The following is a 22,986-nucleotide window of genomic DNA, read 5'->3' on the forward strand; positions in this document are numbered from 1 at the left end:
CCGTCGCAAGAAAGCTCATCACGATCCTCAATGCAATGCAGCGCGACAAAACTAACTTCGCTTGAACACAGTTGCCACGTCCCCACCCCGCGGGGTGGATGGTCGGGTCAAGCCCGACCATGACGAAGGAGAGGGTTTTACGGTTTTAGAGTGTTCGGCTCGTTTCACTCACGAAAGCTCGAACCAGACCGGCATATGGTCCGAGCCGTAGGCGGTCTCGTCGACCCAGGCGTCCGTCAGCCGTTCCACGAGGCCATGGCTGAGGAAGCAGTAATCGAGGAAGAGGCGCTCGGCATGGTTCTTCGGATCGACCCAGCTGTAGCTGGCGGCATGGCGCTTGCCGAGGCCGGCCAGCGCGTCCACCGGATGGGTGGCGCGGATCTGGCGGCCGTAGAGCGCATCCACGCCGCCGACCATCTCGCAATATTCCGGCGATTCCGGCACCATGTTGAAATCGCCCATCAGCACGTAGTCCTCCGGCACCGGCGGCTCGGCAAGGTCGAATTCATGGCCGCCGGAAATCGCGCCGCCCTCGACGGGGTAGAGCCGGGCACGGTCCTTCAGATACCGGATCTGCGCGATGCGCTCGTCGCGGTGCACATGGTCGAGATGCACGGAATAGACACGGAGCGGCCCCCTGGGCGTTGCGATCACCGCCTCGGTCGCGCCGCGCTGCAGGTTCAGCTTGTCGAGGGTGCGCGTGCGCGGCAGGAGCATGGTGCGGGTCGACAGGATCGGCCAGCGCGAGAAGATCATGTTGCCGAACTGGAAGCGGCGGTTGACCACGCGGCCCTGTTCGATCGCCGAGCCCGCATCGAGATCGCAGGCCGCCCCGAAGACGGAATAGTGATTGGCAAGCAGCGTCTGCAGCTCGGCGACCATGTCGACATGGCCGTTGCGGCTGAAATTGCGGGTCACTTCCTGCAGCGCGATGATATCGGCGCCGTGAATGCTGGAGACGATGCGCGGCAGATCGAACCGGTTGTCGAGACCGATGCCGTACTGGACGTTGTAGCTGACGAATTTCACGATAGTCTTTGACCTCTCACGGAAGCGGCTATATCGAAGACGGCACTATGAAAATACGAGAAAAGCGAACGGCGAGCCGATGAAGTTCCTGGACGAAGCAAAAGTCTATATCCGGTCCGGTGACGGCGGGGCAGGGGCTGTCTCGTTCCGCCGTGAAAAATTCGTCGAATTCGGCGGCCCCGACGGCGGCGATGGCGGGCGCGGCGGCGATGTCTGGGTGGAGGCCGTCAACGGCCTCAACACGCTGATCGACTTCCGCTACCAGCAGCATTTCAAGGCCGCGACCGGCACGCACGGCATGGGCCGCAACCGCACCGGCGCGAACGGCGCCAGCGTGACGCTGAAGGTGCCGGTCGGCACGCAGATCTTCGAGGAAGACAACGAGACGCTGATCGTCGACCTGGTGACGGAAGGCCAGCGCTTCAAGCTGGCCGCGGGCGGCAATGGCGGCTTCGGCAACGCGCATTTCAAGTCGGCGACCAACCAGGCGCCGAACTGGGCCAATCCGGGCCTGGAAGGCGACGAGAAGACCATCTGGCTCCGATTGAAGCTGATCGCCGATGCTGGCCTTGTCGGCCTGCCCAATGCGGGGAAATCGACCTTCCTCGCCACCTGCACGCGGGCCCGGCCGAAGATCGCCAACTATCCCTTCACCACGCTGCACCCCAATCTCGGCGTCGCGACGATCGACGGCAGCGAGTTCATCCTCGCCGACATTCCCGGCCTCATCGAGGGCGCGCATGACGGCATCGGGCTCGGCGACCGGTTCCTCGGCCATGTCGAGCGCACGCGCGTGCTGCTGCACCTCGTCTCCGCACAGGAAGAGGACGTCGCCAAGGCCTACAAGACGGTGAAGCACGAGCTGGAAGCCTATGGCGGCGGCATCACCGACAAGCCGGAGATCGTCGCGCTCTCGCAGATCGACCTGCTCGACGAGGACGAGCTGAAGAAGAAGACCAAGGCGCTGGCGAAGGCGAGCGGGCAGACGCCGTTCCAGATTTCCGCCGTCGCCAATGTCGGCATGACGGGCACGCTCAGGGCGCTGCGCGACATCATCGTTGAGGCGAAGAACTCCGGATCCGACGACTGAGATGACGAAGCACCGCAAACCGCTCGGAAAATACCGCCGGATTGTGATCAAGATCGGCTCGGCCCTGCTCGTCGATCGCGCGAGCGGCCTGAAAAAGGCCTGGCTCGACGCCATGTGCAGGGATATCGCGGCGCTGCGCGCCGGCGGCACGGAGGTGCTCGTCGTCTCCTCCGGCGCCATCGCGCTCGGCCGCTCCGTGCTGAAGGTGCCCTCGGGCGCCCTGAAGCTGGAGGAGAGCCAGGCCGCCGCCGCCGTCGGCCAGATCGCGCTGGCCCGCGCCTGGTCGGAAAGCCTCTCGACCGACGGCATCGTCGCCGGCCAGATCCTCCTGACGCTCGGCGACACAGAGGAACGGCGTCGCTACCTCAACGCCCGCGCCACGATCAACCAGCTCCTGAAACTCGGCGCCGTCCCCATCATCAACGAGAACGACACGGTCGCGACGACGGAAATCCGCTACGGCGACAACGACCGGCTCGCCGCGCGCGTCGCCACCATGACCGGCGCCGACCTGCTCGTCCTACTCTCCGATATCGACGGGCTCTACACGGCCCCGCCGCATCTCGACCCGGAGGCGCGGTTCCTCGAAACCATCGCGGCGATCACGCCCGAGATCGAGGCCATGGCCGGCGGCGCGGCCTCGGAACTGTCGCGCGGCGGCATGCGCACCAAGATCGATGCCGGCAAGATCGCGACGGGCGCGGGCTGCGCCATGATCATCGCCTCCGGCAAGGTCGACCACCCGCTGCGCGCCGTCGAGCAAGGCGCGCGCTCCTCCTGGTTCGCGCCCTCGGGCTCGCCGGTGACGGCGCGCAAGACCTGGATCGCCGGGCAGCTGCAGCCGGCCGGCCGGCTGGAGATCGACGCCGGCGCGGAAACGGCGCTGACCTCGGGCAAGAGCCTGCTGCCCGCCGGCGTGCGCGGCGTCTGGGGCACGTTCTCGCGCGGCGACACGGTCTCGATCTACGGCACGAACGGGCGCGAGATCGCCCGCGGGCTTGCCGGCTACGACGCGGACGAGGCCCGTATGATCATCGGCAAGAAATCGGCGGAGATCGCCACCATTCTCGGTTATGCCGGCCGCGCCGCCATGGTGCACAGGGATGACCTCGTGGTGACCGGCCTTTCCGCGCCGCTCGCCGCCGAGGCGAAAAAGGACGTCAGCCATGCTTGACCAGGTCAGGACCGATATCGACAGCCTGATGGCCGAGATCGGCTGCAATGCCCGCGCCGCGGCGCGGCCGCTCGCCATCGCCACCGCCGATGCGAAGAACCGCGCGCTCGACGCGATGGCCACGGAAATCCTTGCCGGCCGCGATGCCATCCTCGCCGCCAATGCCGTCGACCTTGCCAATGCCCGGGAAAGCGGCGTCGCCGCTTCCTTCATCGACCGGCTGACGCTGACGGCCGAGCGCATCGAGGGCATCGCGGGCGCGATCCGCGACATTGCCGGCCTGAAGGACCCGGTCGGCGACGTCATCGCCGAATGGGACCGGCCGAACGGCCTGCATATCGAGCGCGTGCGCACGCCGCTCGGCGTCATCGGCGTCATCTATGAAAGCCGGCCGAACGTGACGGCGGATGCCGGGGCGCTGTGCCTCAAGGCCGGCAATGCGGTGATCCTGCGCGGCGGCTCGGACAGCGTGAATTCATCGCAGGCGATCCATTCCTGCCTCGTCGCCGGCCTCAAGGCCGCCGGCCTGCCGGAACACGCCATCCAGTACGTGCCCGTCACGGACCGTGCCGCCGTCGGCGCCATGCTGTCCGGTCTCGGCGGCACGATCGACGTCATCGTGCCGCGCGGGGGAAAAAGCCTCGTCGCGCGCGTGCAGAGCGAGGCGCGCGTGCCGGTCTTCGCCCATCTCGAAGGCCTGTGCCACATCTACGTCGACAAATCCGCCGATCTCGACATGGCAAAGACGATCGTCGTCAACGCGAAGATGCGCCGCACGGGCATCTGCGGCGCGGCGGAGACGCTGCTGATCGACCGCGCCGCGGCCGACACGCATCTCGCGCCGCTTCTTGAAGGCCTGCGCGCCGCCGGCTGCGAGGTGCGTGCGACGGGCGAGATCCGCGCCCGCATCGAAAACCTTGTCGCCGCGACGGAGGCGGACTGGTCGACCGAATATCTCGACGCCATCATCTCCGTCACGCTCGTCGACGGCATCTCCGGCGCGATCGAGCATATCAACCGCTGGTCCTCCGCCCATACGGAAGCCGTGGTCGCCGAGGATCCCGCGGTCGTCGAGCGCTTCTTCACGGAGATCGATTCGGCGATCCTGCTGCACAACGCCTCCACCCAGTTCGCCGATGGCGGCGAGTTCGGCATGGGCGGCGAGATCGGCATCGCGACGGGCAAGATGCATGCGCGCGGCCCCGTCGGCGTCGAGCAGCTCACCTCCTTCAAATACCGCGTGCGCGGCACCGGACAGGTGCGGCCCTAAGGTGACGTCGGACGCGGTTGCAGAGCGCTACCTGAGAATGCCGCATGCGGAAAAGGGCATGGCGATCGGCCTGTTCGGCGGCTCGTTCAACCCGCCGCACGAGGGCCATGCGCTGGTCGCGGAAATCGCCCTGCGCCGCCTCGGCCTCGACCAGCTCTGGTGGATGGTGACGCCCGGCAACCCCTTGAAGAACCACCGCGAACTCGCTCCGCTCAGCGAGCGCATCCGGCTCAGCGAGGACATCGCCCCCGGCCCGCGCGTCAAGGTGACGGCCTTCGAGAAGCGGCTCGGCCAGAGCTATACGGCAAGGACACTCCAGCGCGTGCAGGCGCTCAACCGCGGCGTCCACTTCGTCTGGATCATGGGCGCCGACAATCTCGGCACCTTCCACCGCTGGCAGAACTGGCAGAAGATCGCCTGCACCTTCCCCATCGCCGTCATCGACCGGCCGGGCTCGACGCTCGCCTACCTCTCCTCGCGCATGGCCAAGACCTTCGACTATGCGCGCATCGACGAGGAGGATGCGATGTCGCTTGCCCGCCGCCGGGCGCCGGCCTGGACCTTCATCCACGGCCCCCGCTCGCCGCTCAGCTCCACGGCGCTGCGCAGCCAGGCGGCGCTAGAGAAAACCATCCCTCAGAAGTGACGTCTTGAAAGTGGTAACCTTTGATGCCTACATTTGGTAGGTGCCGGCCCGACACGCCGGCACAAGACGTGCTTGTCCTGTTACACAGAAAGGAACGAACCTGACAACAGTGCACGCGAAGGGAAACGTCATCGGCGTTTTCTCCAAGAGCGCGGGAAGGGGCGACGATGCCGCCGACCGTGCCCTTCAACTGGTCCTCGCAAGCCTCGAGGACTCGAAGGCAGAAGATATCGTCACCATCAACATTGCCGGCAAATCGGCGCTGGGCGACTACATGGTGGTCGTGTCCGGACGCTCGAACCGTCATGTCATGGCGATTGCCGACCATCTCATCTCCGATCTCAAGGACGAAGGCCTGGGCAATGCCCGCGTCGAGGGCCTGGAGGCGGGTGACTGGGTGCTGATCGACACGGGCGATATCATCGTTCACGTGTTCCGGCCGGAAGTCCGGGAGTTCTACAACATCGAACGGATGTGGGCAGCTCCCGAGATCGAGGACGGCACCGTCCATTGAAATGACGCCGGGCGCCTGTCCGGCGAGGAAAAACGGTGGCGCGGCTTAGGCGTCACCCGAACGGACAGGGCTTGCGGCGATGCGGGTTGGACTTTTTGCGGTTGGACGGCTGAAGGCCGGCCCTGAGAAGGATCTTGCGGCCCGCTACATGGAGCGTTTCGCCAAGGCCGGCCCCGCGATCGGCCTCGAGCTCGGCAAGCTTGCCGAGGTCGGCGAAAGCCGCGCCGGCAATGCCGAGACGCGCAAGCGCGAGGAAGCGGCCATGCTGCAGAAGGCGCTGCCCGACGGCGCCGTGCTGATCCTGCTCGACGAGCGCGGCAAGGCGCTCGACTCCCCCGCCTTTGCCGATCTCATCGGCGGGTTTCGCGATGCCGGCAAGCGCGAGCTGATGATCGCCGTCGGCGGCGCCGACGGGCTCGATCCCGCCCTCTACGCGCGCGCCGACGCCACGCTCTGCCTCGGCAAGATGACCTGGCCGCACCAGCTCGTGCGCATCCTCATCGCCGAACAGCTCTATCGCGCCGTCACCATCCTCTCCGGCCATCCCTATCACCGCAGCTGACGCAAGCGTCACCGCCGCGCAAGGCTGAAGGCGCAGGATGGGCGCAGCCGTATTTTCGGCGCGGTTTGTTGACCAAGTGACATTCTTGGCGAAAGCGCCAAATCAGCATAGAGCGGGAAGAACGGACGTTCGGAAAGCGATGAGGAAAGCCCATACAGCCAATCGGGGGGAAGGCGTCGGCCGCCTGCTGCGGTCGGCTTGGCTTTGTGCTGCCCTGGTGCTGGCTTTTCTGCCCCACCCCATCGCCGCCGAGCCGAACGAGACTGGCGTCGCGCAGGAAAAGACGGGATCGCTGCCCAAGGCCGAGCCCGATCCGGCCGCCGCCCTGACGCTGCGCCGCGACAGCACGCGCCGCGAGCTGGAAACATTGTCCCGGTCGCTCACGGTTTCCGAAGAGAAGACGAAAGAGCTCGAAGCCGAGATCGCCAAGCTGGAGAAGACCCGCCAGACCCTGCGCGAGGAAATCGTCAAGTCGGCCGCCATGCGCAAGAGCATGGAGGAAAAGATCCTCGCCGGCGAAAAGCGGCTGGAGGGCATGCGCGAGCGGGAGGCGGGCGTTCGCGCCTCGCTGCACGAGCGCCGCGGCCTCCTGGCGGAGGTTCTCGCCGCGCTCCAGCGCATGGGGCGAAATCCGCCGCCTGCCCTGCTCGTCAACCCCGAGGATGCCCTGTCTTCGGTCAGGAGCGCCATTCTCCTCGGCGCGGTCGTCCCGGGCATCCGCAAGGAGACGGAAGAGCTCGTCGACGACCTGACGGCGTTGATGGACATCAAGAGCGATATCGACCGCGAGCGCACGGAACTGACCGATGCCATGCAGCTGCGCATCGAAGAGGAGAAGCGCTCCGAACTGCTTGTCGCCCAGAACGAGGCGCTGGCGCAGACCAACAGCCGCACGCTGGCCGCCGAACGCCGCCGCGCCGAGGAGCTCGCCGCCCGCGCGACCAGCCTCGAGGGCCTGATCGGCAGCCTGGAGCGCGACATCGGCTCGGTGCGCGACGCCGCCGCGCTCGCCCGCGCCAAGGAGGAGGAACGCCGGAACCAGAGCGCGGCCGAACGGGAGAAGGCGAGGGCGCTCGCCCGCGACGGCGTGCCCGACAAAAACCGCATTGCTCCGGCATATGAATTCTCCGAACTGCAGGCAAAACTGGACTTTCCCGTGGCCGGCGACGTTCTGCGCCAATTCGGCGAAGCGGACGGCACCGGCCATGATTCGCAGGGGCTGACGCTGGCGGCCAATCCGGGCGCGCTCGTCACGGCCCCCGCCGATGGATGGATCGTCTTTGCCGGCACGTTCCGCAGTTATGGGCGCATGATCATCCTGAACGCCGGGGAGGGCTACCATCTGGTGCTCGCCGGCATGGATCGGGTGAGCGTGCGGGAGGGTCAATTCGTCGTGGCGGGAGAACCGCTCGCCGTGATGGGTGAAAAAAGGGTGGCGAGTGTCAACGCTTTGACGCTGGAAACGGACAAGCCGACACTTTACATTGAATTCCGAAAGAACGGAAAACCGGTTGATTCCCGGCCGTGGTGGTCCGCAAAAAATTCTGGAAAGGCACGCAATGATACGTAGGGCTTCTCTTGTTCTCGTCGGTGCACTCATGGGTGCCACGGCGATGAGCGTCATCAACACGGCCACGCTGCCGGCCGAAGCCGCCGGCTCGTCGACCTATCGCGAGCTTTCCATCTTCGGCGACGTCTTCGAGCGCGTGCGCGCGCAATACGTGACGCCGCCCAAGGAAGACCAGCTCATCGAGAATGCCATCAACGGCATGCTCACCTCGCTCGACCCGCATTCCTCCTACATGAATGCCAAGGACGCCGAGGACATGCGCACCCAGACGCGCGGCGAATTCGGTGGCCTCGGCATCGAGGTCACGATGGAGGACGAGCTCGTCAAGGTCATCACGCCGATCGACGACACGCCGGCCGCCCGCGCGGGCGTTCTTGCCGGCGACTTCATTTCCAAGATCGACGGCCAGGACGTGCGCGGCCTGAAGCTTGAGGAAGCGGTCGAGAAGATGCGCGGCGCGGTCAACACGCCGATCAAGCTGACGCTGATCCGCAAGGGCGCCGAAAAGCCGATCGAGCTGACCATCATGCGCGACATCATCGCCGTGAAGGCCGTCAAGTCCCGTGTCGAGAACGATGTCGGCTATCTGCGCGTCATCTCCTTCACGGAGAAGACCTATGACGACCTGGAAGCCGCGATCACCAAGATCAAGGAAGAGGTTCCGGCCGACAAGCTGAAGGGCTACGTGCTCGACCTCCGCCTCAACCCGGGCGGCCTGCTCGACCAGGCGATCAACGTCTCCGACGCCTTCCTGGAGCGCGGCGAGGTCGTTTCGACCCGCGGCCGCAACGAGGACGAGACCCGCCGCTTCAACGCGACGCCGGGCGACATCACCGACGGCAAGCCGGTCATCGTCATGGTCAATGGCGGCTCGGCATCGGCATCGGAAATCGTCGCCGGCGCGCTGCAGGACCTGCGCCGCGCCACCGTGCTCGGCACGCGCTCCTTCGGCAAGGGCTCCGTCCAGACCATCATCCCGATGGGCGATGCCGGCGCGTTGCGCCTGACGACGGCGCTCTATTACACGCCATCTGGCAAGTCGATCCAGGGCACCGGCATCACGCCGGACATCACGGTCGAGCAGCCGCTGCCGCCCGAATTGCAGGGCAAGCTGGAATCCGCCGGCGAATCGAACCTACGCGGTCACATCCAGGGCCAGAGCGAGACGGAGGCCGGCTCCGGCTCCTCCGCCTATGTGCCGCCGGAAGCCAAGGACGACCTCCAGCTTCAATATGCGCTGGAACTGCTGCGCGGCCAGAAGACCGACAAGGCCTTCCCGGCCAATCCGGAAAAGGCCGAGCTGAACAAGTAACCCGCCTCCTCCGGGCCCGTGACCGCACGGGCCCGGATTTCTTCATGCACCAGACGCATGTCGTGATCGCAAAACAGCCACTGCTTTTGCGCGACATGCCCTAGAGTCTTGTTTTTACCGCATTCTCCGACGCCGAAGCGCTGCCGCTTCGGCTGGAAATGCTCTAGCGGCCGACGCGGACTGACCTTGGGCACAGACATTCACGCACCTCTCGGCCAGGACCGCAAGGCAAGGCCCCGACCGGCGGGGCCGCCGCGATTCTCCGCCGGCACGATCCTGTTCACGCTTGCCGCCATCGGCCTCATCGGCTTTTCCGGCTGGACCGCAACCGCCCCGAGCGGCCTCGGCACCACGCCTTACACCCCGCCGGCAGAAGAAACCGCCGCGCAGGCGACCGCCGGAACCGGAGCCGACCAGAAGGCCGTTGCGGCGAGGGACGGCGTGCGCCGGGCGAACGGCCTTTCCGGCGCCCGCGTCCAGGAAACGCTGACCGACGACGGCAATGTCGTGCGCACCTATACGCCCGGCACGCGCACCGGCACCGGCCCGCTCATCATCGAGACGAACCGTATCGGCCAGGACGCGCGCTCCGCCGCCTTCCCGAACGAGGACCTGCTGGAGGAAACCTCCGACGGCAAGATCCCGATCATCGGCCTCGACGGCACGCGCCCGATGGATCAATATGCAAGGCCGTGGTCCGGCGCGCGCGGCACGCGCATCGCCATCGTGGTCGGCGGGCTCGGTCTCAGCCAGACGGGCACGCAGCGCGCCATCCGCGAACTGCCGGGCGAGGTGACGCTCGCCTTCGCCGCAAGCGGCAACAGCCTGCAGCGCTGGATGCAGGAGGCCCGCCGCGGCGGCCACGAGATCCTGCTGCAGATGCCGCTCGAGCCCTTCGACTACCCGCAGAACGACCCCGGGCCCTATACGCTGCGCACCGATCTCGGCGAGGCCGGCAATCTTGCGGAACTGCACCGCGCCATGGCGCAGATCACCAACTATACCGGCATCGTGAATTTCATGGGCGGCCGCTTCCTGTCCGATGCCGACGCGCTGGAGCCGGTCATCCGCGACATTTCGAGCCGTGGCCTCCTCTTCCTCGACGACGGCAGCTCGGCACAGTCGCTGTCCGGCACCCTTGCCGGCGCCGTCGAGGCGCCGCACGCCTTTGCCGACCTCCAGCTCGACGGCGACCTGTCGCGCGAGGCGATCCTGAAGAAGCTCGACGAGCTGGAGCGCATCGCCCGGCGCAACGGCACGGCGATCGGCATGGCATCGGCCTTCGATGAAAGTGTGGACGCGATCCGCGAATGGTGCGAGGAAGCAGGCGGCCGCGGCATCGAGATCGTCGGCGTCGCGTCGCTCGCAGCGGTTCCCGCCAAACAATAGGAATTTTCGATGGGCAAGGAAAAGGACAGGGTGGTTCGGGCCGAGGACCTGCCGTACCGCCCCTGTGTCGGCATCATGGTGCTGAATGCCGAGAACAAGGTCTGGGCTGGCCGGCGGCTGGCCGTCGGCAATTCCGAATATGACGGTTCGCCGCAGCTCTGGCAGATGCCGCAGGGCGGCATCGACAAGGACGAGGATCCGCTGGCAGCGGCCTATCGCGAACTCTACGAGGAAACCGGCATCAGGAATGTGTCGTTGCTTGCCGATGCCGGCCGCTGGATCAATTACGACCTGCCGGCCCATTTGATCGGCATCGGCCTCAAGGGCAGGTATCGCGGCCAGACGCAGCGCTGGTATGCCTTCCGCTTCGAAGGCGCGGAGGACGAGATCGCCATCAACCCGCCGCCGGGCGGCCACGAGGCGGAGTTCGACGCCTGGGAATGGAAACCGATGCGCGACCTGCCGGATCTCATCGTGCCGTTCAAGCGCAGGGTCTACGAAGAGGTCGTCGCGACCTTCGCATATCTGGCGCCCTGAAGCGCAAACGAAAACCCCGGCCGCAGGACCGGGGTTTCTGTATCGGGCGTATGGCTGCGCCTTACTCGGCTTCGTTCGCCGGCGCCGCGTTGAGCTGGCCGTACTTTTCCTCGCCGAGCTTGTCGAGCAGTTCCAGCTGGGTTTCGAGAAAGTCGATATGGCCTTCCTCGTCGATCAGCAGCTCCTCGAACAGCTTCATGGTGACGTAGTCACCGGCGTCATGACAGATGTCGCGCGATTTCTTGTAGGCCGTGCGGGCATCGTACTCGCCGGCAAGGTCGGCCTCCAGCACTTCCTTGACGTTCTGGCCGATGCGAAGCGGCGCGACGGTCTGGAGGTTCGGGTGGCCTTCGAGAAAGATGATGCGGGCGACGAGCTTGTCGGCGTGCTGCATCTCTTCGATCGACTCGGCGCGCTCCTTCTTGGCAAGAAGCGTGTAACCCCAGTCTTCCAGCAGACGGTAGTGAAGCCAGTACTGGTTGACGGCACCGAGTTCGAGATAGAGCGCTTCGTTAAGCTGCTCGATGACTTTTTTGTCGCCTTTCAAGGTCCGCTCTCCTGTTTTCCTCATGGAATTGTTTGAGGCGGATCATGAAATCAAATATCTCGGCGTCCGTCGAGTCGCGGCGGGCGTGGTACTGCTCGGTCGTGCGGATGATGATGTCCACGACGTTCGGGAAACAGCCGCAGCAGCGGCCCCGTTTTTGCATCGCATGGTAGACTTTTGCAGGCACGATGAGCTGCCAACAGTCCTCGTCGAGGAGGCTGTTGATCACGTCGACAATTTCCTTATCGGTGATGAAGTTGCAGCTGCAAACCAGCATTTCGTCTTGCCTGCCATACGCAAAGTACTGAGTTTCCGGGATTAAGCAAAAGACGACCTTCGTTGTCAAGAATGAACAGGTCAGCCTTGTTGACTCATAAATTTAGAGTCATTCTAATCTTGATTTAAAATGTCGTCTTTTCAGAAGGTTACGGCTTCCCGCCAGGCACGAAAGGCACCGCCACCTGCGGCAAACTGACCGATCACATTTTGTTGCAAAACGCCTGTGGCCAACGATTTTGCGCCCGCGCCCGTTTCGGTCGGGAATGGGCTTAGCATCCGAATCGTCCCGCCCTGCGCAGGCAGGCCATGCAAATTCGACCCTCGAAAAACGCTGGAAATCGTCTATATGACGGGCAAAGGAGAGCCCATGGCCCGCATTGACCAGACCGATGATTGGCGCACGCGCCATGCCCCGACCATCAGCACGTTCGAATCCCTGGCGCTGGAGGCCTACGGCCACCTGCCGGAGGAGTTCCGTGCGCTGACGGGCAACCTCATCATCGAGATCGCCGAGTTCCCGAGCGACGACGTTTTCGAGGACATGGCGCTGGAAACGCCCTTCGACCTGTTGGGCCTCTTCGAGGGTCGCGGCATCACCGAGCGCTTCACCGTCGAGACCGGCGAGATGCCGAACCGCATCACCCTCTACCGTCGCCCGATCCTCGACTACTGGGCCGAGAACGAGGAGACGCTGGGCGACATCATCACCCATGTCCTCATCCACGAGATCGGCCACCATTTCGGCCTGTCGGACGACGACATGGAACGCATCGAGGCGAGCGCGGAGATCGCGGCGGGCTGAGCCGCCATCACCGAACCACAACCGTCTCTCTCGTCATGGTCTGTCCTCGGGTTAACCCCGAGGATGGCGAAGGTGCGCGAGGCCGAAGTGTCGGCGGCACAGGGCGCACGGGAGCATGGTCTCCCGCCTACTGCTCGGAAAGCTTGATATCCGGCGTGTAGTCCTTGCCCGGAACGTCCTTCACCACCGCCTGGCCGCATTGCATCAGCTTGGTTTCGCCGTTGTAGGCATAGGTCGGCGAGCCGTGCAACGCCCAGCCCTTGTTCAGCGCCAGCGTCACCTTGTGGCAGAACGAGGCGTCGTCGGGGCCGGTGAGGAAGCGGTAGACTTTCATGCTTTCTTCTTTCTCTCGTTGATCAGGTCGGCCTTGGCGATGAGGCGCCGGGCCTGGTCGGCATGCAGCTTTTCGACCATGCGGCCGGCGAGGCTCACCACCGCCTTGCCCGCATTTTCCGGCGCCGCGAAGGCCGCGACGATGGCGAGCGCTTCGGCGGCCTCCGCCTCCGTGACGCCGAAGACGTCGTTGGCGGCGGCGATCTGCGCAGGATGGATCAGCATCTTGCCGTCAAAGCCCATCTGCCGGCCCTGCCGGCATTCCGCCTGAAGGTTCTCGTCGTCGGAGAAATCGTTGAAGACGCTGTCGATGACGTCGAGGCCGCAGGCCCGCGCCGCCACGACGACCTGGAGCAGCAGCGGCACGAGGAAAGGGCGCCCGGGAATATCGGCGATGCCGGTTTCCTTGCGCAGGTCGTTGAGGCCGACGACAAAGCAATCGAGCCGGCCGCCATGCGTGCGGCCCGTCTCGGCGATGGCGGGAAGGTTGAGGAGGCACGCCGCCGTCTCGATCATCGCCCAGAGGCGCGGGCCGTCATCGGCCCCCGCCTCGGAAAGCCAGTCTGCGACGGCCAGCACATCCTGCGGCTCGCAGACCTTCGGCAGGAGAACCGCATCGGGCATGCACTCGAGCACCGCTTCGAGATCGAGCGCACCGTCCGGCCCCTCGAGCGGGTTGATCCGGATGACATGCTCGCGGCCGGGGGAACGGTCGAGCGTCTTGAAATGACGGATGAGGGCCGCGCGGGCTTCCGCCTTCTTCTCTGGCAGAACGGAATCCTCGAGATCGAAGATGATCGCGTCGCAATCGAGCAGGGCGGACTTGGCGAGCGCCCGGGCATTGACGGCGGGAACGCTGAGCACCGAGCGGCGCAGGCGAAGCGGGTGATGGTGCGGTGTCCTGTTCATCCGTCCTTTTTGCCGCGCTTTGCCGCGGCCGGCAAGCGCTGCGGCGCCGCGCGTCCTCCACGACGCCGCGGGACGCCGCAGCGGCGGCAAATCCGGCCCTTTCGGCCTTGCAATGGACAAAATCGCTCCCCACATTGCCTTTCAGAGAAAGGGCAAATCAAAATGCAGCGCATCCGCTCCATCGTCTTTACCGTCTTCACCATGCTTGTCGCAGGCGCGACCTTCCTGTTCGCCGCCTCCGTGGGCCTTGCCATCGCCGGCATCGTCGCCGTGCTGATGCTCGGCTCCATGCTTGCCGCCAAGCTTCAGCCGGCTCCGGTCCGCGCCAGCGCGCGCAACGACCGCCGGGCGCCCGGCGAGCGCGAACCGCGCATCTGGAACGACGGCCGCGGCACGATCATCGACCTTTAAAAGAGGTTTTGCTCCCCAAGGGGATGCACCGGGCGCTTTTTCCGCGCCCGGCATTTGCGTTTGACACCCGGCTTTTGCGAAGATTCTCCTTCAAATCCGGGGAAAACTCATCTAAACGCTTGCATCAACCGACATCACTGCATTTCGAGGGTTCTTCGCATGGAAAAGTTCGTCAAGCTGACCGGCGTCGCCGCGCCGCTTCCCGTCGTCAACATCGACACGGACATGATCATTCCGAAGGACTACCTCAAGACGATCAAGCGCACCGGCCTCGGCAAGGGCCTCTTCGCCGAAGCACGCTATAACGAGGACGGCAGCGTCAATCCGGACTTCGTGCTGAACAAGCCGGCTTACCAGAACGCCACGATCCTCGTTGCCGGCGACAATTTCGGCTGCGGCTCCTCGCGTGAGCATGCGCCTTGGGCGCTGCTCGATTTCGGCATCCGCTGCGTCATCTCCACCAGCTTCGCCGACATCTTCTACAACAACTGTTTCAAGAACGGCATCCTGCCGATCGTCGTCAGCCAGGACGACCTCGACAAACTGATGGACGACGCCAGCCGCGGTTCCAACGCCATCCTGACCGTCGACCTGGAGACCCAGGAGATCACCGGCCCCGACGGCGGCCGCATCACGTTCGAGATCGACGCCTTCCGCCGCCATTGCCTGCTGAACGGCCTCGACGACATCGGCCTGACGCTGGAGAAGGCGGCCTCGATCGACAGTTTCGAGAAGCAGACCGCGACCTCGCGCCCCTGGGCGTGAAGAGCATGCGCCGGCTGATCTCGTCCGGCTCCCCCTTTGAAGCGACGGCGGGCTATTCGCGCGCCGTCGTGGAGGGCAACTGGTGCTTCGTGTCGGGCACGACCGGCTACGACTACGCCACGATGACCATGCCCGAAAGCGTCGAGGACCAGACGCGCAACGCACTCGCCACCATCGGCAAGGTTCTGCAGGACGCCGGCTTTTCTTTCGCCGACGTCGTGCGCTGCCACTATTACGTGACCGACGCCGCCTTCGCCAACCGCGTCTTCCCGATCCTCGGCGAGACCTTCGGAACGATCCGCCCCGCCGCGACCATGATCGTCTGCGGCCTTATCCGGCCGGAAATGCTCATCGAGATCGAAGTCACGGCGCTGCGCGCGAACTGAAACATGCCGCGCAAAAGTGTGCAGCGGTTTTGCGATACGACATGCGAAAAATCAAAGACCTAAAGCGCGGGAACAAACCTGGAAGATCGCGACGCGCTTAGCCGAAAGGCGCAACGCCTCGCGCAAAATTCTTTCTTTTCGACGATTTTCCTTGAACGGAAGTTGCGCTAAGAAGCGCGCGACCATTCCGTGACATCAAGGACAATCCCATGACAGCGCGCACCCTCCTCCTTCTGCCCGGCGACGGCATCGGCCCGGAAGCCATGGCGGAAGTCCGCAAGATCATCGCCTATATGAACGCCGAACGCGGCGCGGGCTTTGAGACCGACGAAGGCCTCGTCGGCGGCTCGGCCTACGACGCGCATGGCGCGGCGATCTCGGAAGGCGACATGAAGAAGGCGCTGGCGGCCGACGCGGTGCTGTTCGGCGCCGTCGGCGGCCCGAAATGGGATGCCGTGCCCTATGAGGTACGCCCGGAGGCCGGCCTCCTGCGCCTGCGCAAGGACCTGAAGCTGTTCGCGAACCTGCGCCCGGCCATCTGCTATCCGGCGCTCGCCAGCGCCTCCTCGCTGAAGCCCGAACTCGTCGAAGGCCTTGACATCCTCATCGTGCGCGAACTGACGGGCGGCGTCTATTTCGGCGAACCGAAGGAGATCATCGACCTCGGCAACGGCCAGAAGCGCGGCATCGACACGCAGGTCTACGACACCTACGAGATCGAACGCATCGCCGGCGTTGCCTTCGAACTGGCGCGCACCCGCCAGAACCGCGTCTGCTCCATGGAGAAGCGCAACGTCATGAAGTCCGGCGTGCTCTGGAACCAGGTGGTGACGGAAACGCACAAGCGCAGCTATTCCGACGTCCAGCTCGAGCACATGCTCGCCGATGCCGGCGGCATGCAGCTCGTGCGCGCGCCGAAGCAGTTCGACGTCATCGTGACGGACAACCTCTTCGGCGACATGCTCTCCGACGTCGCGGCCATGCTGACCGGCTCGCTCGGCATGCTGCCGTCCGCCTCGCTCGGCGCGCCCGATGCCAAGGGGCAGCGCAAGGCGCTCTACGAGCCCGTGCACGGCTCGGCGCCGGACATTGCCGGCAAGGGAATCGCCAACCCGATCGCCATGATCGCCTCCTTTGCCATGTGCCTGCGTTACTCGTTCAACATGGTCGCGGACGCCGACAACCTGGAGAAGGCGATCGCCGAGGTGCTCGACAGCGGCATCCGCACCGGCGACATCATGGCCGAAGGCTGCCGCAAGGTCGGCACCGCCGAAATGGGCGACGCCATCCTCGCCGCGTTCAGGAAGCTTTCGGCCTGAACCTGACGTCATCGCGAGAAGGCTCCCGGCGCGATCGCGCGTGGAGCCTTTTTCGTTTGCCTCCCTTGAAATGCCGGCGCTCGCCAACACATGGAAGCAACGCCGTTATCAGGGTATGCTCATGAACCGATCGCTCGCGACCTCCTCGCTCTGGATCCTCGCCGCCACCGCCATTCTCGTCGTGGCCCTCGTTCCCCTCGATCCCATGCTGTCGCAGCGCGCGCAGGGCCTTCCCGACGCGATCGTGACCTTCAACGCGCGCATCACCGATTTCGGCACTTTCGCCTGGATGATCTACGGCTCCGGCTTCATCGTGATCCTCGCCTATATCGTGCGTCGGGTAAGCCGCAACGAAACGCTCGCCGGCCGGGCGCGTACCGCCCGGCGGCTGTCGCTCTACTTCTTCCTGACCATCGGCGCGACGAGCGCCCTCGTGCACCTCTTCAAGCTGATCGTCGGCCGGGCGCGCCCTGAACTCTTCGCCGAACTGGGTGCCTACAGCCTGACGCCCTTTGCCTATGACAATCTCTATGCCAGCTTTCCCTCCGGGCATTCGGCGGCGGCCGGGTCGTTCTTCGGGGCCTTTTCGATGCTGGCGCCGCGGCTGCGCCCGTTGTTCCTGCTCGGGGCGCTGGCGATCGGCATCTCCCGCGTCATCGTCGGGGCGCACTATCCGAGCGACGTCGCCGCCGGCCTTCTGCTCGGCCTGTGGGCCGCCATCGCCACGGCTTTCTTCTTCGCCGGCAGGGAATGGCTCTTCCGCTTCGATGCGCGCGGCTGGCCGCTGCCGAAATCCCTGCTGCCGCCCAAGGGCCAATAAAGAACCCGGCCCGTGTCGCCACGAGCCGGGTCGCCATGAACTATCGGAAGGGGGAGATCAATCCATGGCGTGGATGTCGCGGTCCTTCGTTTCCGGCAGGAAGAGAAGGCCGATGACCAGCGTGATGCCGGCGAAGACGATTGGGTACCAGAGGCCGTAGTAGATATCGCCCTGGGCCGCGCTCATCGCGAAGGCCGTCGCCGGAAGCAGGCCGCCGAACCAGCCGTTGCCGATATGGTAGGGCAGCGACATGCCGGTGTAGCGGATGCGGGTCGGGAAGAGCTCGACCAGGAGCGCGGCAATCGGGCCGTAGACCATCGTGACGTAGATCACGAGCACGGTCAGCACGGCGATGATCGTGATCCAGTTCACGCGCGCCGGGTCTGCCACCATGGTGAAGGCACCGCCCTTGTCGATCGTGTAGACCGCCATGTCGGTGACCCCGGCGGCTTCCTCGGCCGTCAGCAGCTTGGCCGTGACGAGGTCGACAGCCGGCATGGTCGCCTTCTCGCCGGCGCGGATGGCGGCGGCATCGAGGGCGAGTTCCGGGTTGCCTGCGACGAAGGCATCCAGCTTGGACTCCGGGACCTTGACCGCACCGCGGACCAGCGGATAACCGTTCGCCTGAAGGGCCAGGTTGGTTTCCTTCTGGAAGGCCGCGTCGAGCGTCTTGACCTGGTCGGCCGAAGCGATGGCATCGTAGCTCGAGATCGTCTTGTCGCCGATCTGGACCGTTGCGGCCGTGCCGGCAGCCGCCGTGGTGACGACGTCATAGGGCACCGAGTTGCGGGTCAGGAACGACGTCGCGATGTCGCACGAGGTGGTGAACTTCGCCGTGCCGGTCGGGTTGAACTGGAACTTGCAGTCGCCCGGAGCAGCGGTGACCGTTGCGCGGATCGTGTCCTGCGCCGTTGCCAGCGCCGGGTTGCCGGCCCAGGTCAGGGCCTTGAACAGCGGGAAGTAGGTCAGCATGGCGAGCACCAGGCCGGCCATGATGATCGGCTTGCGGCCGATCTTGTCCGACAGCCAGCCGAAGAAGACGAAGAAGCCGGTACCGATGAGCAGCGAGCAGGCGACCATGATGTTGGCCGACTGGCTCTCGACCTTGAGAACGCCCGTCAGGAAGAAGAGCGCATAGAACTGGCCGGAATACCAGACGACGGCCTGGCCGACGACGGCGCCGAAGAGCGCGAGCAGCGCGATCTTGGCGTTGCGCCACTGACCGAAGGCTTCCGTCAGCGGTGCCTTGGAGCCCTTGCCTTCTTCCTTCATCTTCGCGAAGGCCGGCGATTCGTTCATCTTCAGACGGATCCAGACGGAAACGCCGAGGAGCACGACCGACAGCAGGAACGGAATGCGCCAGCCCCATTCGGCGAAGGCTTCCTTGCCGACGATGAACTGCACCGCGAGGATGACGATCAGCGACAGGAACAGGCCGAGCGTCGCCGTCGTCTGGATCCACGAGGTGAAGTAACCGCGTCTGCCGTCCGGAGCGTGCTCGGCCACGTAGGTCGCGGCACCGCCATATTCCCCGCCGAGCGCCAGACCCTGCAGCATGCGCAGGATGATCAGGATGATCGGCGCGGCGATGCCGATGGTGGCGGCACCGGGCAGGAGGCCCACGACGAAGGTCGAGACGCCCATGATGAGAATGGTGATAAGGAAGGTGTACTTGCGGCCGACGAGGTCGCCGAGGCGGCCGAACACCAGCGCGCCGAACGGACGCACAAGGAAGCCGGCGGCGAAGGCGAGCAGCGCGAAGATGTTGCGCGTCGTCTCGGGATACTGGCTGAAGAAGGTGGCGCCGATATAGATCGCCAGCGAGCCGTAAAGATAGAAGTCGTACCATTCGAAAACGGTGCCGAGCGAAGAGGCGAAGATCACCTTCTTCTGCTCGCCCGTCATGGGCGCGGCCTTGGCGTTGCCCACCGTCGAAACATTTGCCATTTCATTGTCCTCCACGAAAACGGCGTATCGGGGCAGCCCATGACAGTCCGGAGTTTCTCCCTAAAAACGCCGGACGGGGTGCGCCTGATGAAAGGATGGCAGAAAACGCCTTGCCGCATCAGCGCTGCTTTGGGCTTATGACTTTCGGCGTAAGACTTAAGTCGAGGGCCTTGGCGAAATCCCGGATCGTTCACGCAAGGCTTGACTCTTCGGCAGATGAGCGTATGCAGCACGCACGCAAAGGAACCGCCATGTACCGCTATGGTCTCGCCATCGCCCGCATGATCGCTCCGGCCTTCAACGCCGGACGGGTTCGTCGTTGCGTATCGATTTCCAAAACAATGGCCAAAACGACGACGAAAACCGTCTGACGTCTCTGGCCACCGCTCTCTCCCCGGTACGGCCGGGGACCGAAACCCGCGCATGGCCGGCGGGTTTCACCTCCTGAACCCGCGGAGAGACAGAGAAAGAGAGCTTTAGACATGGGTTTCAAGATCGCAGTCGCCGGCGCGACCGGCAATGTCGGCCGCGAAATGCTGAACATCCTTTCCGAGCGCGGCTTCCCGGCTGACGAAGTCGTGGCGCTGGCCTCCAGCCGCTCGATCGGCACCGAGGTCTCCTTCGGCGACAAGACGCTGAAGGTGCAGAACCTCGAGAACTACGATTTCTCCGACACGGACATCTGCCTGATGTCGGCCGGCGGCACGGTTTCCCAGAAGTTCTCGCCGAAGATCGGCGCGCAGGGCTGCGTCGTCATCGACAATTCCTCCGCCTGGCGCTACGACGCCGACGTGCCGCTGATCGTTCCGGAAGTGAACCCCGACGCCGTCGCCCAGTTCACCCGCAAGAACATCATCGCCAACCCCAATTGCTCGACCGCCCAGCTCGTCGTGGCGCTGAAGCCGCTGCATGACCGCGCGACGATCAAGCGCGTCGTCGTCTCGACCTACCAGTCCGTCTCCGGCGCCGGCAAGGACGGCATGGACGAGCTCTTCAACCAGACCCGCGCCGTCTTCGTCGCCGATCCGGTCGAATCGAAGAAGTTCACCAAGCGCATCGCCTTCAACGTCATCCCGCACATCGACGTGTTCATGGAGGACGGCTACACGAAGGAAGAGTGGAAGGTGCTCGCCGAGACCAAGAAGATGCTCGACCCGAAGATCAAGGTGACCTGCACGGCGGTGCGCGTGCCCGTCTTCATCGGCCATTCCGAATCGGTCAACATCGAGTTCGAGAAGGAGATCACCGCGGACGAGGCGCGCGACATCCTGCGCGAAGCGCCGGGTTGCCAGGTCATCGACAAGCACGAGAACGGCGGCTACATCACCCCGTACGAATCGGCCGGTGAAGACGCCACCTACATCTCGCGCATCCGCGAGGACGCCACGGTCGAGAACGGCCTCAACATGTGGGTCGTCTCCGACAACCTGCGCAAGGGTGCCGCCCTCAACGCCATCCAGATCGCCGAGCTGCTCGTCAACCGCGGCCTGATCAAGGCGAAGAAGCAGGCCGCCTGACCGGGCAGGCGCCACGGAAAGACGGAACGCTTTCTGCCTTTTGGAAAAATTGGCAACGCTCCGTTAATCGACTTTAAATAAAAGTCCCGGTTGTTCCGTCTGAGGACAATCGGGACTTCGCTTTGAGGCGGTCCCGGCGGCATCGCCGGAACGGTTCACGGCAAGGTGCGGTGACAGGAACAGGGGAGCATGGCATGCTCCCGCAGAATTGACGAGATCACGGGGTTTTTCATGGGCATGACAAAGAGCGTGGCCAAGGTGCTGGCCGCAATGATCGCCACGGCAGCGGTGCCGGCGGCGGCAGAGGCAGCAAAATGCGGCAATGATGCAAGCGGGTTTCCGGCCTGGGTGGAAGCCTTCAAGGACGAGGCGGCCGGACGCGGCATCAGCCGCTCGACGATCGACAAGGCCTTCGCCAATGTCAGCTATGCCCGCGCCACGATTCGCGCCGACCGCGGCCAGAAGAGCTTCAAGCTCTCGCTCGAGCAGTTCATGCAGAAGCGCGGCGGCCAGGCGATCATCCGCCGCGGCAAGAGCCTGAAGAAGCAGAACGCCGCGCTCTTCCAGCGCATCGAGGCGCGCTACGGCGTGCCGGCCGGTCCGCTGCTCGCCATCTGGGGCATGGAAACCGGCTTCGGCGGCTTCCTCGGCAAGGAACACACGATCTCGGCCGTCGCGACACTCGCCTATGACTGCCGCCGTTCCGAATATTTCACGAACCAGCTCTACGCCACGCTGCAGCTCGTGCAGAAGGGCATCCTGTCGACCTCGGCCCGCGGCGCGGCGCATGGCGAAATCGGCCAGACGCAGTTCCTGCCGGCCAACGTGCTGAAATACGGCGTCGACGGCGACGGCAACGGCCGCATCGACCTTGTCGGCTCCAAGGCCGACGCGCTCGCCTCCACGGCGAACTTCCTGCGCGGCCACGGCTGGAGCGCCGGCGGCGGCTACCAGCCGGGCCAGGGCAATTTCGGCGCATTGCAGGGCTGGAACGCGGCCAGCGTCTACCAGCGCGCAATCGCCATCATCGGCGCGGAAATCGACGGCGAATAAACGCAGCGAACCGTCCCTCGCCAGGCCCCGGCAAGCCGGGTGACGTCGGGGACGGGCGGCATTGCCGGTCGTGACGACATGAACCCGGCCGGGCGACCGCGCCGGGTTTTCCGTTACGCGCCGGGGCGCTGGAAATCGCCGCTCTTGGCGTCCATGATCCACAATTCGCCGGTCGAGATGTCGAACCAGGCGCCATGGAGCTGGAGACGGCCGCGCTCTTCCAGGATGCGCACGCAGGGGAAGGTGCGCAGGTTGGCGATGGAATTGCGGATCGAGACGCGCTCCAGTGCGCGTTGGCGCTCGCCCTGCGTCAGGATTTCGGCGCCCTGGATCTGTTCGGCGACCGGCTTGAGCATGCCCATCCACTTGCCGATGAAATCGCCGGGCGACAGCGGCTCGGCATCCGGGTCGAGCGCGGCGGAAATGCCCCCGCAGCGGCCATGGCCCATCACCACGATATCGCTGACCTTCAGCGACTGCACGGCGAATTCGAGCGCCGCCGAGGTCGCATGGAAATTGCTGTCCGGCTCGTAGGGCGGCACGAGGTTCGCGACGTTGCGCACGACGAAGAGCTCGCCCGGCCCGCTGTCGAAAATCGTCTCCGGCGCGGCACGGGAGTCGCAACAGGCGATCACCAGCGTCTTCGGTTTCTGCCCGGTCTCGGCCAGGGCCTTGTAGCGCGCCGACTGCTCGACATAGCGGCCGGACATGAAGTTGCGGTAGCCATTCAGAAGACGATCGGGAAAGCGGTTCATGGTGTCAAAGTACCCCCGGGTGCGAGCGATCTGCTGGATGAGGCCCCATC

25 protein-coding genes are annotated in these 22,986 nt (G+C 65.0%); 18 read left to right on the forward strand and 7 right to left on the reverse strand.

Features of this window, described 5'->3' with window-relative positions; genetic code table 11:
- Nucleotides 1-168: 168 nt before the first annotated feature.
- Nucleotides 169-1,029, reverse strand: coding sequence for an endonuclease/exonuclease/phosphatase family protein (locus tag MUU56_RS28755; RefSeq protein WP_244770712.1), 861 nt, complete (start codon nucleotides 1,027-1,029; stop codon nucleotides 169-171).
- A 79-nt stretch (nucleotides 1,030-1,108) separates the two neighbouring features.
- Between MUU56_RS28755 and obgE the strand changes: the two genes are divergently transcribed.
- From obgE to MUU56_RS28805, 10 genes are all read left to right on the forward strand, one after another.
- The gene (gene obgE, locus MUU56_RS28760; protein WP_244770713.1) at nucleotides 1,109-2,119 is read left to right on the forward strand and encodes a GTPase ObgE; all 1,011 of its coding nucleotides are present in this window, start codon (nucleotides 1,109-1,111) and stop codon (nucleotides 2,117-2,119) included.
- Nucleotide 2,120: 1 nt separating this feature from the next.
- Nucleotides 2,121-3,293: a glutamate 5-kinase gene (gene proB / locus MUU56_RS28765; protein ID WP_244770714.1), complete on the forward strand. Its 1,173-nt coding sequence runs from the start codon at nucleotides 2,121-2,123 to the stop codon at nucleotides 3,291-3,293.
- Nucleotides 3,286-4,563: a glutamate-5-semialdehyde dehydrogenase gene (locus MUU56_RS28770; RefSeq protein WP_244770715.1), complete on the forward strand. Its 1,278-nt coding sequence runs from the start codon at nucleotides 3,286-3,288 to the stop codon at nucleotides 4,561-4,563. Before proB ends, MUU56_RS28770 begins: the two co-directional genes overlap by 8 nt.
- 37 nt (nucleotides 4,564-4,600) lie before the next feature.
- Nucleotides 4,601-5,209: a nicotinate-nucleotide adenylyltransferase gene (locus tag MUU56_RS28775; RefSeq protein WP_244770816.1), complete on the forward strand. Its 609-nt coding sequence runs from the start codon at nucleotides 4,601-4,603 to the stop codon at nucleotides 5,207-5,209.
- Nucleotides 5,210-5,249: 40 nt separating this feature from the next.
- Nucleotides 5,250-5,723: a ribosome silencing factor gene (gene rsfS, locus MUU56_RS28780; protein ID WP_398432870.1), complete on the forward strand. Its 474-nt coding sequence runs from the start codon at nucleotides 5,250-5,252 to the stop codon at nucleotides 5,721-5,723.
- 79 nt (nucleotides 5,724-5,802) lie between these two features.
- On the forward strand, nucleotides 5,803-6,285 hold the full coding sequence (gene rlmH / locus MUU56_RS28785) for a 23S rRNA (pseudouridine(1915)-N(3))-methyltransferase RlmH (RefSeq protein WP_244770716.1): 483 nt from the start codon (nucleotides 5,803-5,805) through the stop codon (nucleotides 6,283-6,285).
- Nucleotides 6,286-6,424: 139 nt separating this feature from the next.
- Entirely contained in the window at nucleotides 6,425-7,855 is a 1,431-nt protein-coding gene (locus MUU56_RS28790; protein ID WP_398432916.1) for a murein hydrolase activator EnvC family protein, read from the forward strand.
- Nucleotides 7,845-9,167: a S41 family peptidase gene (locus MUU56_RS28795; RefSeq protein ID WP_244770718.1), complete on the forward strand. Its 1,323-nt coding sequence runs from the start codon at nucleotides 7,845-7,847 to the stop codon at nucleotides 9,165-9,167. Before MUU56_RS28790 ends, MUU56_RS28795 begins: the two co-directional genes overlap by 11 nt.
- A 186-nt stretch (nucleotides 9,168-9,353) precedes the next feature.
- Nucleotides 9,354-10,556: a divergent polysaccharide deacetylase family protein gene (locus MUU56_RS28800; RefSeq protein WP_244770719.1), complete on the forward strand. Its 1,203-nt coding sequence runs from the start codon at nucleotides 9,354-9,356 to the stop codon at nucleotides 10,554-10,556.
- Between the two features lie 9 nt (nucleotides 10,557-10,565).
- On the forward strand, nucleotides 10,566-11,093 hold the full coding sequence (locus MUU56_RS28805; RefSeq protein ID WP_244770720.1) for an RNA pyrophosphohydrolase: 528 nt from the start codon (nucleotides 10,566-10,568) through the stop codon (nucleotides 11,091-11,093).
- Between the two features lie 61 nt (nucleotides 11,094-11,154).
- On the opposite strand, the gene bfr is transcribed toward MUU56_RS28805, so the two are convergent.
- Complete coding sequence (bfr, locus tag MUU56_RS28810; protein WP_244770721.1) at nucleotides 11,155-11,640, reverse strand: bacterioferritin; 486 nt, start codon at nucleotides 11,638-11,640, stop codon at nucleotides 11,155-11,157.
- Nucleotides 11,606-11,917 (reverse strand): (2Fe-2S)-binding protein, encoded by a 312-nt coding sequence (locus tag MUU56_RS28815; protein ID WP_244770722.1) that lies wholly within the window; start codon nucleotides 11,915-11,917, stop codon nucleotides 11,606-11,608. The genes bfr and MUU56_RS28815 overlap by 35 nt, the downstream gene beginning before the upstream one ends.
- A gap of 369 nt (nucleotides 11,918-12,286) precedes the next feature.
- On the opposite strand from MUU56_RS28815, the gene MUU56_RS28820 reads away from it, so the two are divergent.
- Nucleotides 12,287-12,721, forward strand: coding sequence for a metallopeptidase family protein (locus MUU56_RS28820; protein ID WP_244770723.1), 435 nt, complete (start codon nucleotides 12,287-12,289; stop codon nucleotides 12,719-12,721).
- Between the two features lie 127 nt (nucleotides 12,722-12,848).
- Here MUU56_RS28820 and MUU56_RS28825 read toward each other — a convergent pair whose 3' ends face one another.
- Both MUU56_RS28825 and MUU56_RS28830 read right to left on the reverse strand, forming a co-directional pair.
- Nucleotides 12,849-13,055 carry a DUF1737 domain-containing protein gene (locus tag MUU56_RS28825; protein WP_244770724.1) on the reverse strand — a complete coding sequence of 69 codons (207 nt, stop codon included), beginning with the start codon at nucleotides 13,053-13,055 and terminating at the stop codon, nucleotides 12,849-12,851.
- Complete coding sequence (locus MUU56_RS28830; protein ID WP_244770725.1) at nucleotides 13,052-13,963, reverse strand: HpcH/HpaI aldolase/citrate lyase family protein; 912 nt, start codon at nucleotides 13,961-13,963, stop codon at nucleotides 13,052-13,054. The genes MUU56_RS28825 and MUU56_RS28830 overlap by 4 nt, the downstream gene beginning before the upstream one ends.
- Before the next feature lie 162 nt (nucleotides 13,964-14,125).
- Between MUU56_RS28830 and MUU56_RS28835 the strand changes: the two genes are divergently transcribed.
- From MUU56_RS28835 to MUU56_RS28855, 5 genes are all read left to right on the forward strand, one after another.
- Nucleotides 14,126-14,374, forward strand: coding sequence for a hypothetical protein (locus MUU56_RS28835; RefSeq protein ID WP_398432876.1), 249 nt, complete (start codon nucleotides 14,126-14,128; stop codon nucleotides 14,372-14,374).
- Nucleotides 14,375-14,533: 159 nt separating this feature from the next.
- Nucleotides 14,534-15,139, forward strand: a complete 606-nt coding sequence (gene leuD, locus MUU56_RS28840) for a 3-isopropylmalate dehydratase small subunit (RefSeq protein WP_244770726.1) — start codon at nucleotides 14,534-14,536, stop codon at nucleotides 15,137-15,139.
- 5 nt (nucleotides 15,140-15,144) lie between these two features.
- Complete coding sequence (locus MUU56_RS28845) at nucleotides 15,145-15,525, forward strand: RidA family protein (protein ID WP_244770727.1); 381 nt, start codon at nucleotides 15,145-15,147, stop codon at nucleotides 15,523-15,525.
- Nucleotides 15,526-15,734: 209 nt separating this feature from the next.
- Entirely contained in the window at nucleotides 15,735-16,844 is a 1,110-nt protein-coding gene (leuB, locus tag MUU56_RS28850) for a 3-isopropylmalate dehydrogenase (protein WP_244770728.1), read from the forward strand.
- Nucleotides 16,845-16,965: 121 nt separating this feature from the next.
- The gene (locus MUU56_RS28855) at nucleotides 16,966-17,664 is read left to right on the forward strand and encodes a phosphatase PAP2 family protein (protein ID WP_244770729.1); all 699 of its coding nucleotides are present in this window, start codon (nucleotides 16,966-16,968) and stop codon (nucleotides 17,662-17,664) included.
- A 57-nt stretch (nucleotides 17,665-17,721) separates the two neighbouring features.
- Here the strand turns inward: MUU56_RS28855 and MUU56_RS28860 are convergent, their stop codons facing one another.
- A complete protein-coding gene (locus MUU56_RS28860; protein WP_244770730.1) occupies nucleotides 17,722-19,611 on the reverse strand; it encodes an MFS transporter in 1,890 nt (629 codons plus the stop codon).
- 482 nt (nucleotides 19,612-20,093) lie between these two features.
- Between MUU56_RS28860 and MUU56_RS28865 the strand changes: the two genes are divergently transcribed.
- Nucleotides 20,094-21,128 (forward strand): aspartate-semialdehyde dehydrogenase, encoded by a 1,035-nt coding sequence (locus MUU56_RS28865; RefSeq protein ID WP_244770731.1) that lies wholly within the window; start codon nucleotides 20,094-20,096, stop codon nucleotides 21,126-21,128.
- A 231-nt stretch (nucleotides 21,129-21,359) separates the two neighbouring features.
- Nucleotides 21,360-22,181, forward strand: coding sequence for a lytic murein transglycosylase (locus MUU56_RS28870; RefSeq protein ID WP_244770732.1), 822 nt, complete (start codon nucleotides 21,360-21,362; stop codon nucleotides 22,179-22,181).
- Between the two features lie 113 nt (nucleotides 22,182-22,294).
- On the opposite strand, the gene MUU56_RS28875 is transcribed toward MUU56_RS28870, so the two are convergent.
- The gene (locus MUU56_RS28875; protein WP_244770733.1) at nucleotides 22,295-22,936 is read right to left on the reverse strand and encodes a carbonic anhydrase; all 642 of its coding nucleotides are present in this window, start codon (nucleotides 22,934-22,936) and stop codon (nucleotides 22,295-22,297) included.
- Nucleotides 22,937-22,986: the final 50 nt, after the last annotated feature.

It is taken from the genome of Shinella yambaruensis (genome assembly GCF_022899355.1).
GTDB classification, from domain to species: domain Bacteria; phylum Pseudomonadota; class Alphaproteobacteria; order Rhizobiales; family Rhizobiaceae; genus Shinella; species Shinella yambaruensis.

Coding starts and splice junctions, on each gene's coding strand:
- obgE (WP_244770713.1), top strand. CDS start 1,109: ATGAAGTTCCTGGACGAAGCAAAAGTCTATATCCGGTCCGGTGACGGC.
- proB (WP_244770714.1), top strand. CDS start 2,121: ATGACGAAGCACCGCAAACCGCTCGGAAAATACCGCCGGATTGTGATC.
- MUU56_RS28770 (WP_244770715.1), top strand. CDS start 3,286: ATGCTTGACCAGGTCAGGACCGATATCGACAGCCTGATGGCCGAGATC.
- MUU56_RS28775 (WP_244770816.1), top strand. CDS start 4,601: ATGCCGCATGCGGAAAAGGGCATGGCGATCGGCCTGTTCGGCGGCTCG.
- rlmH (WP_244770716.1), top strand. CDS start 5,803: ATGCGGGTTGGACTTTTTGCGGTTGGACGGCTGAAGGCCGGCCCTGAG.
- MUU56_RS28790 (WP_398432916.1), top strand. CDS start 6,425: ATGAGGAAAGCCCATACAGCCAATCGGGGGGAAGGCGTCGGCCGCCTG.
- MUU56_RS28795 (WP_244770718.1), top strand. CDS start 7,845: ATGATACGTAGGGCTTCTCTTGTTCTCGTCGGTGCACTCATGGGTGCC.
- MUU56_RS28805 (WP_244770720.1), top strand. CDS start 10,566: ATGGGCAAGGAAAAGGACAGGGTGGTTCGGGCCGAGGACCTGCCGTAC.
- MUU56_RS28815 (WP_244770722.1), bottom strand. CDS start 11,917: ATGCTGGTTTGCAGCTGCAACTTCATCACCGATAAGGAAATTGTCGAC.
- MUU56_RS28820 (WP_244770723.1), top strand. CDS start 12,287: ATGGCCCGCATTGACCAGACCGATGATTGGCGCACGCGCCATGCCCCG.
- MUU56_RS28825 (WP_244770724.1), bottom strand. CDS start 13,055: ATGAAAGTCTACCGCTTCCTCACCGGCCCCGACGACGCCTCGTTCTGC.
- MUU56_RS28830 (WP_244770725.1), bottom strand. CDS start 13,963: ATGAACAGGACACCGCACCATCACCCGCTTCGCCTGCGCCGCTCGGTG.
- MUU56_RS28835 (WP_398432876.1), top strand. CDS start 14,126: ATGCAGCGCATCCGCTCCATCGTCTTTACCGTCTTCACCATGCTTGTC.
- leuD (WP_244770726.1), top strand. CDS start 14,534: ATGGAAAAGTTCGTCAAGCTGACCGGCGTCGCCGCGCCGCTTCCCGTC.
- MUU56_RS28845 (WP_244770727.1), top strand. CDS start 15,145: ATGCGCCGGCTGATCTCGTCCGGCTCCCCCTTTGAAGCGACGGCGGGC.
- leuB (WP_244770728.1), top strand. CDS start 15,735: ATGACAGCGCGCACCCTCCTCCTTCTGCCCGGCGACGGCATCGGCCCG.
- MUU56_RS28855 (WP_244770729.1), top strand. CDS start 16,966: ATGAACCGATCGCTCGCGACCTCCTCGCTCTGGATCCTCGCCGCCACC.
- MUU56_RS28860 (WP_244770730.1), bottom strand. CDS start 19,611: ATGGCAAATGTTTCGACGGTGGGCAACGCCAAGGCCGCGCCCATGACG.
- MUU56_RS28865 (WP_244770731.1), top strand. CDS start 20,094: ATGGGTTTCAAGATCGCAGTCGCCGGCGCGACCGGCAATGTCGGCCGC.
- MUU56_RS28870 (WP_244770732.1), top strand. CDS start 21,360: ATGGGCATGACAAAGAGCGTGGCCAAGGTGCTGGCCGCAATGATCGCC.
- MUU56_RS28875 (WP_244770733.1), bottom strand. CDS start 22,936: ATGAACCGCTTTCCCGATCGTCTTCTGAATGGCTACCGCAACTTCATG.